General features: G+C 44.0%; 10 protein-coding genes. 8 read left to right on the top strand and 2 right to left on the bottom strand.

Features of this window, described 5'->3' with window-relative positions; all coding sequences use genetic code 11:
* The first annotated feature begins 15 nt into the window (after positions 1-15).
* From H8796_RS08590 to H8796_RS08555, 8 genes are all read left to right on the top strand, one after another.
* The gene (locus tag H8796_RS08590; protein WP_117935434.1) at positions 16-1,509 is read left to right on the top strand and encodes a sodium:solute symporter; all 1,494 of its coding nucleotides are present in this window, start codon (positions 16-18) and stop codon (positions 1,507-1,509) included.
* The gene (locus tag H8796_RS08585; protein ID WP_117935432.1) at positions 1,509-3,974 is read left to right on the top strand and encodes a DUF4922 domain-containing protein; all 2,466 of its coding nucleotides are present in this window, start codon (positions 1,509-1,511) and stop codon (positions 3,972-3,974) included. The genes H8796_RS08590 and H8796_RS08585 overlap by 1 nt, the downstream gene beginning before the upstream one ends.
* Positions 3,971-5,302, top strand: coding sequence for a SpoIID/LytB domain-containing protein (locus H8796_RS08580; protein ID WP_117935430.1), 1,332 nt, complete (start codon positions 3,971-3,973; stop codon positions 5,300-5,302). The genes H8796_RS08585 and H8796_RS08580 overlap by 4 nt, the downstream gene beginning before the upstream one ends.
* A gap of 15 nt (positions 5,303-5,317) precedes the next feature.
* Positions 5,318-6,601 carry an MFS transporter gene (locus tag H8796_RS08575; RefSeq protein ID WP_117935428.1) on the top strand — a complete coding sequence of 428 codons (1,284 nt, stop codon included), beginning with the start codon at positions 5,318-5,320 and terminating at the stop codon, positions 6,599-6,601.
* Positions 6,602-6,643: 42 nt separating this feature from the next.
* Positions 6,644-7,759 (top strand): acyltransferase family protein, encoded by a 1,116-nt coding sequence (locus H8796_RS08570; RefSeq protein ID WP_117935426.1) that lies wholly within the window; start codon positions 6,644-6,646, stop codon positions 7,757-7,759.
* Entirely contained in the window at positions 7,756-8,607 is an 852-nt protein-coding gene (locus tag H8796_RS08565) for an ATPase (protein WP_117935424.1), read from the top strand. The genes H8796_RS08570 and H8796_RS08565 overlap by 4 nt, the downstream gene beginning before the upstream one ends.
* A gap of 31 nt (positions 8,608-8,638) precedes the next feature.
* Positions 8,639-9,454, top strand: coding sequence for an N-acetylmuramic acid 6-phosphate etherase (murQ, locus tag H8796_RS08560; protein WP_117935422.1), 816 nt, complete (start codon positions 8,639-8,641; stop codon positions 9,452-9,454).
* A 262-nt stretch (positions 9,455-9,716) separates the two neighbouring features.
* The gene (locus H8796_RS08555; protein ID WP_117935589.1) at positions 9,717-12,254 is read left to right on the top strand and encodes a glycosyl hydrolase 115 family protein; all 2,538 of its coding nucleotides are present in this window, start codon (positions 9,717-9,719) and stop codon (positions 12,252-12,254) included.
* Between the two features lie 547 nt (positions 12,255-12,801).
* Here H8796_RS08555 and H8796_RS08550 read toward each other — a convergent pair.
* Positions 12,802-14,415: an IS66 family transposase gene (locus H8796_RS08550; RefSeq protein ID WP_117932118.1), complete on the bottom strand. Its 1,614-nt coding sequence runs from the start codon at positions 14,413-14,415 to the stop codon at positions 12,802-12,804.
* A 69-nt stretch (positions 14,416-14,484) separates the two neighbouring features.
* Positions 14,485-14,994 (bottom strand): IS66 family insertion sequence element accessory protein TnpB, encoded by a 510-nt coding sequence (tnpB, locus tag H8796_RS08545; RefSeq protein ID WP_117932120.1) that lies wholly within the window; start codon positions 14,992-14,994, stop codon positions 14,485-14,487.
* Positions 14,995-15,026: the final 32 nt, after the last annotated feature.

Raw genomic sequence — 15,026 nt, 5'->3', positions numbered from 1 at the left:
ATTTAAACAGCAGATATGAGTCCAGCCGTTATATCTATTACTATTGTGGCATACTTTATCATCCTGTTCACTATCTCTTATATAGCAGGACGCAAAGCCGACAATGAAGGATTCTTTGTAGGAAACCGTAAATCAGCCTGGTATATCGTTGCCTTTGCCATGATCGGTTCCACCATTTCCGGAGTCACTTTCGTTTCCGTTCCGGGCATGGTACAGGCAAGCAGCTTTTCTTACCTGCAGATGGTGCTAGGATTCATAGTAGGACAAATTATCATTGCATTTGTACTCGTTCCTCTCTTTTATCGTATGAACCTGGTTTCCATTTATGAATATCTGGAGAACAGGTTCGGAAGCTCCTCCTACCAGACGGGAGCATGGTTCTTTTTCATTTCAAAGATGTTAGGGGCAGCCGTTCGGCTCTTTCTCGTATGTCTGACATTGCAGTTTCTTATCTTCGAACCTTTCCATCTTCCATTCCTGTTGAATGTGATCCTTACGGTATTTATCGTATGGCTTTACACTTTCCGTGGTGGAGTGAAATCATTGATATGGACGGATGTTCTAAAAACATTCTGCCTCGTAGTGTCGGTTGTACTTTGCATCTATTATATTGCTTCCAGTCTGCATCTGAATTTCAGTGGTCTGGTTAGTACGATTTCAGATAGTGACTTTTCCAAGACATTCTTTTTTGACGATGTCAATGACAAGCGATATTTCTTCAAGCAATTCCTGGCAGGTGTATTCACCGTTATTGCCATGAACGGACTCGACCAGGATATGATGCAGCGCAACCTTAGCTGCAAAAACTTCCGGGATTCGCAGAAGAATATGATTACCAGTGGAATCTCACAGTTCTTTGTTATTCTGCTTTTTCTGATGCTGGGAGTACTCCTATATACGTTTACAGCACAGCAAGGCATCGAGAATCCGGGAAAAAGCGATGAGTTATTTCCGATGATCGCTACCGGAAATTATTTTCCCGGCATAGTCGGAATATTATTCATTATCGGGCTGATAGCCTCCGCCTATTCTGCGGCGGGTTCTGCCTTGACAGCACTGACTACTTCTTTCACCGTAGATATTTTACATGCACAGAGAAAAGGAGATGCGGCACTTAGCAAGATACGCAAACATGTACATATCGGTATGGCAGTTGTGATGGGGGCAGTCATTTTCGTATTCAATTTGCTGAACAACACCAGTGTGATTGATGCGATTTACACACTGGCCAGTTATACGTATGGTCCTATCTTAGGGCTGTTCGCTTTCGGCATCTTCACCAAGAAACAAGTTTATGATAAATATATTCCGTTGGTAGCTATCGCTTCTCCTATTCTTTGCTATATCCTACAAAGAAATTCGGAAGCATGGTTCAACGGTTACCAAATTAGTTACGAGTTGTTGATAATCAATGCCCTGTTCACATTCCTTGGACTTTGTTTGTTCATCAAAAGACAAGACAAAGAAACATCTTACACAACTCATACTACAAAACAAGAAGTAAAATAATGAAAACAACAATCAACTGTTTTCTTCCTTTCAGCCGGTTGGAAGAAACTGTGCAAACAGTTAAGGAGTTACGTGCATCGACGCTGGTAGACAAAATTTATTTATTGGCATCACCAATTACCAATGTCTGTATTCCCGGATGCGAACTCATTTCTGTAGAGAAAATGCAGTCTACACAAGCGATGCGGGCTATTGCAGAACATTCTGATAAAGCATATACTTTACTTTATACCAAACGCACCGCACTAAAAATAGGCATGTTCGCTCTTGAAAGAATGGTTCAAGTAATGGAAATGACCCATGCTGGCATGGCATATGCAGACCATTACCAACAGATGGACGGTGTGCAAAAACCTGCTCCGGTCATTGATTACCAACCCGGCAGCCTGCGTGACGACTTCAATTTCGGCTCGGTATTACTGTTCAATGCCAACGCATTCAAGGAAGTTATAGAAAATACGGAAGAGGAATATCAATATGCAGGCTTGTATGATTTGAGACTCAAAATATCCCAAAAGAGCAAACTGGTACATATCAACGAATATCTATATACCGAAGTAGAAAGCGACAAGCGGAAAAGCGGTGAGAAGCAGTTCGATTATGTAGACCCTAAAAACCGTCAGGTACAGATTGAAATGGAACAGGCATGCACCAACCATTTGAAGGAAATTGGCGGATATCTTTATCCTATCTTCCGTCCCGTAGACTTCTCTTCCCACACTTTTGAGTATGAAGCTTCTGTCATTATACCCGTACGCAACCGTATTCGCACAGTCAAAGATGCCGTACGCTCGGCACTGGACCAGCAAACGACCTTTCCGTTCAATGTCATTGTCATCGACAATCATTCGACAGACGGAACCAGTGAAGTTCTCCATGAACTTAGTTCGGACAAGCGGTTGATTCACGTCATTCCCGAAAGAGACGACCTTGGTATAGGCGGATGTTGGAACATAGGCATCCATCACGAGAAATGCGGAAAGTTTGCCGTCCAACTTGATAGCGATGACGTGTATAAAGACGAACATAGTCTGCAAATCATCATTGATACTTTCTATAAACAGAAATGTGCAATGGTAATCGGCACTTATATGATGACTAACTTTGATATGCAGGAAATTGCCCCCGGCATCATCGATCATAAGGAATGGACGCCCGACAACGGACGAAATAATGCATTACGTATCAACGGCCTGGGAGCTCCCCGTGCATTCTACACGCCCATTCTTCGGGAAATCAAAGTCCCGAACACAAGCTATGGAGAAGATTATGCCCTTGGATTGAAAATTTCACACGATTATCAGATAGGCAGAATATACGACGTGATTTACCTTTGCCGCCGTTGGGACGGCAACTCGGATGCCGCACTGCCTGTTGAGAAAATCAACCAGAATAATCTATATAAAGACCGACTTCGTACGTGGGAATTGGAACAGCGCATCCTACAAAAAGAAACGACCTTAGAGAAATTTCAGCAAAAAATCGAACAGTTATTTCAAAAGCAAACCCTTTCTTGGGAACTTGCCAAAGAGAATTACCAAGCACTGGAACAGTATCAGTCACAAACAATAAAAATATCTAAATGGTTTGGTCACAAATGTTTAGGTGCGCAGTTATTTCTTAATCCGAAGCGCATTCTTTCGGCTGCCGCACAGACAGATACTGTCTCTATTCACTCACGGCCTTGCTTCCTCTGCCAAACAAACCGACCGCAGGAACAAGAGTTCATCAGTTATGGGAATTATCAGATACTGGTTAATCCATATCCCATATTTAAACACCACTTTACAATTGTAGATAAGGAACACACATCGCAATCCATAGCCGGGCGTTTTAAAGATATGCTAGAACTCACCGACATAATGGAAGAATACTTTCTTTTGTATAATGGACCGGAGTGTGGAGCTTCCGCTCCCGATCATGCCCATTTTCAAGCTTGCAGTAAAGAGGAAAGTATACAGGGAGCATATTACGATCGCATGGAATTAATAGATAACGACAAGGTGCAAATTAGTTATAAAGATTTCCCGTGCAGTTTCATCAGGATTCAGGCGGAAAATAAGAAAACAATGTCGAAAACCTTCCATCTGATTTACGACATCTTAGCTACCAAGGATAACGGAAAAGAACCGATGATGAATATTCTTGCCTGGTATGGTCTGGAACGCACCAAAGAGGATTTTGGAGAGTGCTACGACGATGAATTTGAGTCAGTGGCCGAACACCCTTACAATTGTATGATCTTCTTACGCAGCAAGCATCGTCCTGACTGCTATTACGCAAAAGGAGACGAACAAATTCTCATCAGTCCTGCTATTGCTGAAATGAACGGCATATTCCCTATAGTACGTGAAGAGGATATGGAGAAACTGACTCCTGAAAAGGTATATGATATCTATCAGGAAGTATCCATATCTAAAGAAAAACTACAAGAAATAATAGAACGCATTAAAGCCGCCTTATGACAGAGCCTCAAATAGCAGTTGGTATTCTTTCCGGGAAAGAGATTGAATTCTCTTTCCCTATAAAATTTATCTCTTCTGTCGGGACGGAAATTGCCGGAACACAGAAAGCTATTTATCAGAATGGAAAGATCCGGTGGCAAGAAAAAGAGTACGACGAATTATCTTTCACTCCCCAACAAGGTACACATACTTTCTTTGAACTAAAAAATGTAACCATCGGAATCAACTTCCATTGGGAACGCAAAGAAATCCAGAAATTCAAAGGGGAATTAAAGATCATCATCGAAGGAGAACAACTAACCGCCATCAATGTGATTGCCATTGAAGAATATCTCACCAGCGTAATTTCATCAGAAATGAGCGCAACAGCTTCTTTAGAATTACTAAAGGCTCACGCCGTCATTTCCCGAAGCTGGTTACTTAATAAATTGAGAATTGAGAATGATAAATTAAAAAAGACGATGCCGTCAAACAGCGCGGCCAATTCTCAATTTTCAATTCTCAATTCTCAATTTATAAAATGGTATGACCATGAAGCACATAAGAATTTCGATGTATGTGCCGACGATCATTGCCAACGTTATCAGGGAATTACACGAGCCTCAACACCACAAGCCATCGAAGCAGTCTCTGCCACGCGGGGGGAAGTACTGATGTATAAAGGAGCGATTTGTGATGCCCGTTTCTCTAAATGTTGTGGCGGAGCTTTTGAAGAGTTCCAAAATTGTTGGGAAAACGTTAAGCACCCTTATCTAATCAGACAACGGGATAGCAAGACTGAAAAACAACTTCCCGATTTGACCATAGAGACGGAAGCTGATAAATGGATACGTACCTCGCCTGTTGCTTTCTGTAACACGCAGGATAAGAAAATCCTAAGTCAAGTACTAAACAACTACGATCAGGAAACAGCAGACTTCTATCGTTGGAAAGTCAGTTATTCGCAACAGGAGCTTTCAGAACTGATTCATCAACGTTCAGGGATTGATTTCGGACAAATCATTGATTTAATTCCTGTAGAACGGGGAACATCCGGACGTCTTGTCCGGCTAAAGATTGTAGGAACCTTACGGACACTCATCATTGGAAAAGAGTTGGAGATACGCCGTACTCTATCGACTTCCCATCTTTACAGTTCCGCTTTTGTAGTAGACAAGGAGTACGGAAATGAACTCCCTTCCCGATTTATCCTCACCGGAGCCGGCTGGGGACACGGAGTGGGACTTTGCCAAATCGGTGCCGCCGTGATGGGAGAACAAGGTTATAAGTATGAAGAAATACTATCCCACTATTACCCCGGTAGTACACTTGAAAAACAATATAAATAAAATCGAACGAATGCCATGACAACACCCACTATAAAAAGAAATCCCTGGAGTTGGATTCCAACCCTCTATTTTGCAGAAGGATTGCCTTATGTAGCGGTAATGACTATTGCCGTCATCATGTACAAACGTCTGGGATTATCCAATACCGAAATAGCTTTATACACTTCCTGGCTTTATCTTCCCTGGACTATCAAACCGTTATGGAGTCCATTCGTCGATCTGGTAAAAACGAAACGTTCCTGGATTATCGCCATGCAAGGGTTCATCGCCGCCGGATTTGCAGGCATCGCCTTTTTTATCCCAACGGCACATTACGTACAATTCACTCTTGCTTTCTTTTGGTTATTGGCATTCAGTTCGGCTACGCATGACATCGCAGCAGACGGTTTTTATATGCTCGGCCTCAACAACAAGGAACAATCTTTCTTTGTAGGCATCCGAAACACATTCTACCGACTCGCCAATATTTTTGGGCAAGGAATTCTCGTCATGCTGGCAGGATGGTTGGAAACCTCTCAAGGCAATATACCTCTGGCATGGAGCATCACTTTTTACCTCCTGGCTGGATTATTCCTAGCTCTTACTTTGTACCATCGCTTTATCCTCCCCCATCCCGATTCCGATGTCAAACGTCCCGGACTCACGGCAGGTAAGCTATTAGAAGACTTTCTCCTGACTTTTGTCACTTTCTTCAAAAAGAAACACCTGGGTCTCATGTTCTTTTTCCTGCTCACCTACCGATTGGGAGAATCGCAGCTAGCCAAAATAGCTTCTCCCTTTCTATTGGATACCGCTGAAAAAGGAGGACTGGCTTTATCTACGGCAACAGTCGGAATGATCTACGGAACCATAGGTGTCATAGCTTTGCTAATGGGAGGAATTATCAGCGGTTTTCTCGTTTCCCGTGACGGTTTCAAGAAGTGGATATTACCCATGGCATTAGCCATCAATATTCCCGACCTATTATATGTGTGGATGGCAGCCACTACTCCGGACAATACAATACTGATTGCCAGTTGCGTAGCCATCGAACAACTAGGGTATGGCTTCGGCTTTACCGCTTACATGCTTTATCTGATTTATATTGCGGAGGGTGAGCACAAAACTGCCCACTACGCCATCGGAACCGGTTTCATGGCACTTGGAATGATGCTTCCGGGTATGCCGGCAGGATGGATACAGGAACATATCGGATATACCCATTTCTTTATATGGGTTTGTATTTGCACCCTCCCCGGTATTATTGCCGCACTAATGATTCGCAACCGATTAGAAGACTCTTTTGGAAAGAAACAATGAACTTACTTACTGAATAACTTAACACATTAAAAAGTAACAGTCATGAATGTAACAAGTAATAAACGCCTGTTGGCACTCGATGTAATGCGAGGCATTACCATCGCAGGAATGATACTGGTGAATAATCCAGGTTCATGGACGTATGCATATACTCCCCTCACACATGCTCAATGGAGTGGTCTTACCCCCACCGATCTGGTTTTTCCTTTCTTCATGTTTATCATGGGAATCTCCACCTACATTTCACTTAGAAAGTATAACTTCACATTCAGCACCCCTGCCGCCCTGAAGATTATCAAGAGAACGATTGTCATCTTCTTGATCGGAATAGCCATCAACTGGTTCGCCTTACTTTGCTACACCCACGATCCGCTTCCGTTTGCGCATATCCGTATTTTGGGGGTGATGCAGCGACTTGCCCTCTGCTACGGCGCATCGGCTTTAATAGCTTTACTCATCAAGCATAAATATATCCCCTATCTGATTGTAGCATTATTAGTGGGGTACTTTATCATTCTCGTCACCGGTAATGGATTTGCCTATAATGAAACGAACATACTTTCCATCGTCGACCGTAGTATTCTGGGAGATGCACACATGTACCAGGATAATCACATCGACCCGGAAGGATTATTAAGTACGATTCCCTCCATTGCACACGTGCTCATCGGTTTCTGCGTAGGCAAACTACTGATGGAGGTAAAAGATATACGTGAAAAGCTGGAGCGGCTTTTCCTGATCGGTACGATTCTCACTTTTGCCGGTTTCCTGCTTAGTTACGGATGCCCGCTCAACAAAAAGATATGGTCACCCACTTTTGTCCTAGTCACTTGCGGATTAGGTTCCAGCCTTTTAGCCTTGCTTGTATGGATCATTGACATCAAAGGATACAAGAGATGGAGCCATTTCTTCGAATCTTTCGGAGTAAATCCCCTCTTTATCTATGTGTTGGCAGATGTGCTCGCCATCTTATTAAGTGTTATCACCATCACTTATCAGGGAGAAAGCGCCTCTTTGCAACAGGCTTTTTATGCCAGCACTCTTCAACCTGTGTTCGGTAATGAAGGTGGTTCTCTCGCCTATGCCATCCTGTTTGTCCTGCTCAACTGGGCAATCGGTTATATACTATATAAAAAGAAAATATACATCAAGATATGATACTTATTGCAGATAGTGGTTCTACCAAGACTGACTGGTGTGTCATCCTCAACGGCACACCTATCAAACGGATTGGAACGAAAGGGCTTAACCCTTTCTTCCAGTCAGAAGAAGAAATTCAGCAAGAACTGACACATTCCCTCCTGCCACAATTGCCGGAAGGGACTATCAACTCCGTTTACTTTTACGGTGCAGGTTGTACACCCGAGAAAGCTCCCGTTCTCCGACGGGCGATAGCCGACAGTTTACCTATTGTCGGGAACATCAAAGCCTACTCGGATATGTTAGCTGCTGCCCGTGGATTATGCGGCCATGAAGCAGGCATTGCCTGTGTTCTGGGAACAGGTTCCAACTCCTGTTTCTATGATGGAAAAGAAATTGTCAACAACATCTCCCCTTTAGGCTTTATCCTGGGCGACGAGGGAAGTGGAGCCGTCCTTGGCAAATTACTGGTGGGAGACATTCTGAAGAATCAACTTTCGCCTGCCATCAAAGAAGCATTTCTAAAACAATTCGACCTGACAGCTCCCGAAATCATCGACCGGGTTTACCGTCAGCCCTTCCCGAATCGTTTCCTGGCAAGTCTGTCCCCTTTTATAGCGCAACATCTGGAAGAGCCGGGGATACGACAATTAGTGCTTGGCAGTTTTATTGCTTTCTTCCGAAGAAACGTAATGCAATATGATTATACACAGTATCCTGCACACTTTATCGGATCAGTGGCTCACTGCTACAAGGAGATATTACAAGAAGCTGCACAAGAGACAGGAATCAGAATCGGAAAGATTCTGCAAAGTCCGATGGAGGGATTAATTTTATATCATACCGCTTCATCTCAATCCTTGTAATTTGTATTTTTAGTCAATCACCATTATCAATATGCAGATAACCGAACAACCGTCGCTCTACGACAATCTGGAAAAGAAGTCCGTACGGGAAATATTAGAAGACATTAACCGGGAAGACCAAAAGGTAGCGTTAGCCGTTCAAAAAGCCATTCCACAAATCGAACTGCTCGTCAACCAGATTGTGCCCCGCATGAAACAGGGCGGACGTATCTTTTACATGGGTGCAGGCACCAGTGGTCGCTTGGGAGTACTAGACGCTTCGGAGATACCACCGACATTCGGAATGCCTCCTAGCTGGATTATCGGATTGATAGCCGGTGGAGATACCGCCCTGCGCAATCCGGTAGAAGGCGCCGAGGACGATATGGGCCGGGGATGGGAAGAACTTACCGAATATCACATCAACCCCAAAGACACCGTGATTGGCATTGCCGCTTCGGGCACTACCCCTTATGTAATCGGTGCTTTACGGGAAGCCCGCAAGCATGGCATCCTGACAGGTTGCATCACCAGCAATCCGGATTCTCCGATGGCGGCAGAAGCAGATGTCGCCATCGAAATGATTGTCGGTCCGGAATATGTCACGGGAAGTTCGAGAATGAAATCAGGCACCGGACAGAAAATGATTCTGAACATGATTAGTACGTCGGTGATGATTCAACTCGGACGGGTGAAAGGAAATAAGATGGTAAACATGCAGCTTAGCAATCATAAACTGGTAGAAAGAGGAACCAGAATGATTATGGAGGAACTGGGATTAGATCATGACCATGCACAGAAATTGTTGCTGTTACACGGTTCGGTGAAAAAAGCGATTGACGCCTATCAACACTCAAAAGACTATTAAGCACCTTAAAGTCCCCACACATACAAGATAAAAAGATTTTGAAACAAAATCAAAAACATTTATTGAGCAAACCTGTTTGTTCACACTCCCCCGTATTATCCATAAAGAAAAAAACTTCAAAAAAAAGTCGACAGGTATCAACAGTATAAATAATTGAAACATACCAAAAGCCCGTTCTTATCAATACCAACTATCTTTGCATCGTGTCACAGTACAAGTGGAATAATAAATGATTAACCACAAATTATTAAATATTGAAACCATGAAAAAGTTATTTCTATTCTTCTATCTCTCTGTTGTGAGTATAGCGGCATTTGCCGCTGAACCATTCGTAGTATTCACAGCAACCGGCAACCATTTCCCGTTGGTTGCCAACGGAGTTCCTTGTCCGATATACATAGATTCTTCCGAAGACAAAGGGGTAATGATTGCTGCCGGCAATCTTCAACAAGACATACTGCAGGTATGCGGAAAAAAGCCCGAACTCTTAACAAGCGCAAGTTCGAAACGGTGTATCATCGCAGGTACTTACGGCACTCCTTTTATAAAGAAGCTGGTGTCAGCAGGAAAAATAGACAAAAAGGAATTGGATGGGAAAAATGAAAAATATATCCTGCAAGTCATCGCCAATCCTTGTGAAGGGGTAGATGAAGCGGTAGTTATCATCGGTAGCGACAGACGCGGTACTATTTATGGTATCTACGAACTTTCCGAACAGATGGGAGTATCTCCCTGGTATTGGTGGGCAGATGTTCCCGTCATGAAACAGCCCAATGTATATATCAAATCCGGACAGTACTCGGACGGAGAACCGGCCGTAACCTATCGCGGCATCTTTCTGAATGATGAAGCACCGTGTCTTACCCGATGGGTGAAACACACTTATGGCACCAACTATGGTGACCATCGTTTTTATGCACGGGTGTGCGAACTGATACTACGCCTGAAAGGTAATTTCCTTTGGCCGGCCATGTGGAGTTGGGCTTTCTATCAGGATGATCCGCAGAACAGCAAGACAGCAAGTGAGATGGGAGTCATTATCGGCACATCCCACCACGAGCCGATGGCACGTAATCATCAGGAATGGTCACGCAAACGCAAAGAATATGGTGCATGGGACTATTCGACCAACCAAAAGGTCATCGATCAGTTCTTCCGTGAAGGTATCGAACGTATGCAAGGTACAGAGGATATCGTAACCATCGGTATGCGCGGAGACGGTGATGCGGCCATGAGTAAAAGCACCAATGTGAAACTTCTGGAGAATGTAGTGAAAAACCAGCGCAAGATTATTGAAGAGATTACCAAACGTCCTGCCAAAGAAACTCCGCAAGTATGGGCACTATACAAAGAAGTACTGGATTATTATGATAAAGGTATGCGTGTGCCCGATGATGTTATCATGCTATTGTGTGATGATAATTGGGGCAATGTATGCCGCCTGCCGAATGCCAAGGAACGTAAGCATCCGGGCGGTTGGGGTATGTATTACCATGTAGACTACGTAGGCGCTCCGAGAAATTCCAAATGGCTGAACGTAACCCCTATACAAAATATGTGGGAGCAACTTCAACTCACATACGATTACGGAGTAGAAAAGCTATGGATACTGAATGTAGGCGATTTGAAACCCATGGAATATCCCATCACGCTCTTCATGGATATGGCATGGAATCCCAAACAGTTCAACGTCTCCAACTTATTAGATCATCCCCGTCGTTTCTGCGCACAGCAGTTTGGCGAAGACCAGGCGGATGAAGCCATGCGAATCTTAAACCTGTACAGCAAATACAACGGTCGCGTGACGGGAGAAATGCTCGACCGGAATACATATAACCTGGAGACAGGCGAATGGAAACAAGTATCTGATGAATATCTGAAACTGGAAGCGGAAGCTTTGAGACAATACATATCACTGAAACCGGAATATAAAGATGCCTACAAGCAGTTGATTCTCTTCCCCGTTCAAGCCATGGCAAACCTGTACGAAATGTATTATGCACAAGCCATGAACCATAAATTGTACAAAGAAAACAATCCGCAAGCTAACGAATGGGCAGATAAAGTGGAACAGGCTTTTGCACGGGATAAAGCGTTGAGTGACGATTATAACAACATTATGTCCGGCGGCAAATGGAAGAATATGATGATTCAGAAACATATCGGTTATACATCGTGGAATGATAACTTCCCCGCTGATACACTGCCCAAAATCTACCGCATCGAGAATCCGGAAAAAGCAGTCGACGGATACGTCTTCACCGGGCAAGACGGATATATAGCCATAGAAGCCGAACATTATTACAGCGCTAAAGCAGCGCCAGGTACGGAATGGACAGTGATCCCCTATATGGGACGTACCCTTAGTGGCATGGCTCTGATGCCTTACACACAACCGACTGACGGAGCTTCCATCTCCTACAAGATAAAATTGCCTAAAGGCATCGACAAGGTGACTGTCCACGTGATAGTAAAATCAACTCTTGCCTTCCATGACCGCAAAGGACATGAGTACAGTATCGGATTTGAAGGAGGAAAGGATCAGACAATCAATTTCAATCATAACTTAAACGAGCTTCCTGAAAATGTATACAGCATATACTATCCGACAGTTGCACGACGCATCGTTGAGAAAAAAGCGAAATTAAATGTACCAAACACATCAGACGGTATGCAGACAATCACTTTCAAACCTCTTGATCCGGGCATCGTGCTTGAAAAGCTAGTCGTAGACTACGGAGGCTACAAGAAATCTTATCTGTTTATGAACGAATCGAAAAGCAAAAGAGAAAGTAAATAAAAAAAGATCAATCCAATCAATGCAGGGATGAGTTAATAACTACATCACAGATTATATTCACATACAAATTTTGCAGTTCTTATTGTCAGCCTATCGTTTCTAGTTATTAGATAAATGATTTACAGTTCATTAGACGCTGACAATAAGCCCTGACAATAGGCTGACAATATCATTTTATATGTTTTATTGTCAGCCTATTATTTTATGATTTTACTCTCCCGGATCTCCTATCCATCCAGCTTTACTTACCTTTCACGACAAGCCCCCATTAAACATCCGTCATACAACTGGTATGCTTATATCATTCAATCACTATTGTTCGATCAGGATACCGATATACTTAATTCATCACGGCCGTGGTAGCTTCTTCCCACAGCCGTGAAGAGTTCCTACCACGGCCGTGGAAAGATCTTGTCACGGCCGTGGGAAATTAGTGATACCGACACTTCAGTAAGCATTCGGTCTCGTGCGTATTCTCTCCAAACTCTTATAAAGTCAAAAGCCAGACGGAGTACGTCTGGCTTTTGACTTTATAAACCTTTCTTGTTTATCCTTTCCAATTAAATGGCAGTAAATCGGAGTAGTCGTTTTTCTCTTCTCTTTCTTTATCCTGTACTCTAATCACCACGTCCTGCATCCATAGTTTTGGGTTCACCTTATTTTCCCTGCAACATCCCATCAGTGAAAAGAATATTGCCGCTGCGTGTGCTGCCTCATGCGATCCGGAGAAGAGTGTATTTTTTCTGTTTACAGTCAACGGTCTAATAGAACGCTCCACCGGATTATTATCAATGCAGAACTGTGCATCATTGACATATCCGGACAGTTGTTCAAAGCGTGTGTACATATAGAATATGGCCTTGGCAACAGGCGATTTATCGACCGTATGTTCATATTCCTCTTTGCACCATTTTTCCAGTCCTTTGATAATAGGGTACGATTTTTCCCGGCGAAGCTTTACTACAGCCTCGCCTTCCAGATGTTCTATCCTGATTTCCTCCTCCACAGCATACAGTCTGCCTATTTGTTCAAGTGCATACCTTGCTCTGGGAGGGTCATTTCCTTCCGCTTCCACAAACTTGCGCCTGACGTGTGCCCAACAGCACAAGTGCAACTTTCCGGGTAGCGTGTCGAACTCGTCATATACTGCAAAGCCGTCACTCTGTACCACGCGGACCTGTCCTGCCAGCAGTGTGTCTATTCCGCTGCTGCCACGCCCCTTGTGATATTCAAAGAAGGGGGTATGAAACCGGGGCAGATAGAAGTTCCACATATACCCGCGATGAAGAGCACCGGGTCGGTCGCTTTCAAGTACGGGGTGGGGCGTCTCATCGGCCATGACGTAATAACTGTCCTTAACCAGTTCACGAAGCTCATTGTAGATCGGCTCCAAACGCTGTGCGGCAGCCATCATCCAGTTACTTACGGTGGAAGGACTCAGATGGATGCCTTCACGCTCAAAAATGTCCAGCTGTCTGTGCAGAGGCAGGTGATCGTAATATTTGGCGGTGGCAATGTGGGACAGTACACTCTCCGAGGCATTGCTGTGAGGGTGTGCCATTACGGGCATGGGAGCAGTTATGATACGACCGTCGGCAAGCCGGTATTTAGGACGGATGATGCGTCTCACATAGAATCGGGCAGGGCTGACGGCATATTGTTCGCTCACTTCCTCCCCCAGCTTCGTCGCTCCCTCCAGAGAAAGACCTTCCGGCATGGGAATGATGATTTCTTCACGGGGAAGGGACGGATCGATGGGCTTACGGGCGTGGGGAGTAATCTTTTGGGTGAAGCTCTTACGGAAACGATTGTAACCATTCTCCGACCGGGCAGATTTCTCAGCCGTTTTCTGCTCCTCCGCTACCGGGTCATTGACATCGGACGGAGATTCAAAACAGATGCTCAATTGGTTGGCATCTTCGGGAAGATGACGTTTTTCACTGGATTTACCCCATAAACGGCGTGTCAAATCAGCCAATTTCCATCTCAGGTCAGCAATGACGGCTGTACAGGCTGAGATTTCCTCAACTTGGCGGGAATACTCCTGCAAAGAGGCTGCGTATTTTCTCTGAAGTTCCGCATGTTCCTTTTCAAGACGTTCACGTTCCTTGCGCAACTCTTCGTACTCTTCCAAAGTAAAGGTAATGACTGGTTCTTTCACTGCATATCCACTTTTTTATTATGTGGCAAAGTTATCAAAATAAACCTGTACGGCTTGTAGGATGGGAGATTACTTTTCAACTGTTTTCCGATACTTTTTAACAGTAAGCAGCTCATTCAGGCGATTCCAGGAAATTTGAAGAAAATCTCTTTTCCGTTCGTCCTTTTTCAAGAAGAAAGAACTGTGGTTCAGACGACGGCATTCCAGTCGGTATTCGTCCTCGCACCGATAGAGGATATGCAATCTGCTACGGGAACGGTCAAGAAAAATATGACAACTCTGCTCTGACACGCAAGAACCCGTGTGCCGGATGACCTCGCCACAAAGACCGTCAATACCTTTATGGAAATTACAACCATTGGGATAAAGGTAATAAGACCAGAAAGGACTGTTACGGAAAAGACCAAGACCTAAGGGGAGAAGTAGATCCTGAGGAGAATGGATGCCAAGACTGGAAGCCGAAACTTTATAACGACGACCACCATCAAATATGAAAAGAACAGAATCAAAATGGTTAGACTCGGATAAGAGACTACGCAGCTTTTCACTTTCACTAGAAAATACTAATACTGAACACATAATGGATTAAGATGATTATGAAGGCACAAAGG

It is taken from the genome of Bacteroides sp. M10, assembly GCF_014334015.1.
Lineage (GTDB): Bacteria > Bacteroidota > Bacteroidia > Bacteroidales > Bacteroidaceae > Bacteroides > Bacteroides intestinigallinarum.
This window is presented reverse-complemented; position numbering and strand designations above follow the sequence as displayed.

What these genes read in the sequence shown, in the direction of transcription:
- H8796_RS08590 (WP_117935434.1), top strand. Translation starts at nt 16, where the DNA reads ATGAGTCCAGCCGTTATATCTATTACTATTGTGGCATACTTTATCATC.
- H8796_RS08585 (WP_117935432.1), top strand. Translation starts at nt 1,509, where the DNA reads ATGAAAACAACAATCAACTGTTTTCTTCCTTTCAGCCGGTTGGAAGAA.
- H8796_RS08580 (WP_117935430.1), top strand. Translation starts at nt 3,971, where the DNA reads ATGACAGAGCCTCAAATAGCAGTTGGTATTCTTTCCGGGAAAGAGATT.
- H8796_RS08575 (WP_117935428.1), top strand. Translation starts at nt 5,318, where the DNA reads ATGACAACACCCACTATAAAAAGAAATCCCTGGAGTTGGATTCCAACC.
- H8796_RS08570 (WP_117935426.1), top strand. Translation starts at nt 6,644, where the DNA reads ATGAATGTAACAAGTAATAAACGCCTGTTGGCACTCGATGTAATGCGA.
- H8796_RS08565 (WP_117935424.1), top strand. Translation starts at nt 7,756, where the DNA reads ATGATACTTATTGCAGATAGTGGTTCTACCAAGACTGACTGGTGTGTC.
- murQ (WP_117935422.1), top strand. Translation starts at nt 8,639, where the DNA reads ATGCAGATAACCGAACAACCGTCGCTCTACGACAATCTGGAAAAGAAG.
- H8796_RS08555 (WP_117935589.1), top strand. Translation starts at nt 9,717, where the DNA reads ATGAAAAAGTTATTTCTATTCTTCTATCTCTCTGTTGTGAGTATAGCG.
- tnpB (WP_117932120.1), bottom strand. Translation starts at nt 14,994, where the DNA reads ATGTGTTCAGTATTAGTATTTTCTAGTGAAAGTGAAAAGCTGCGTAGT.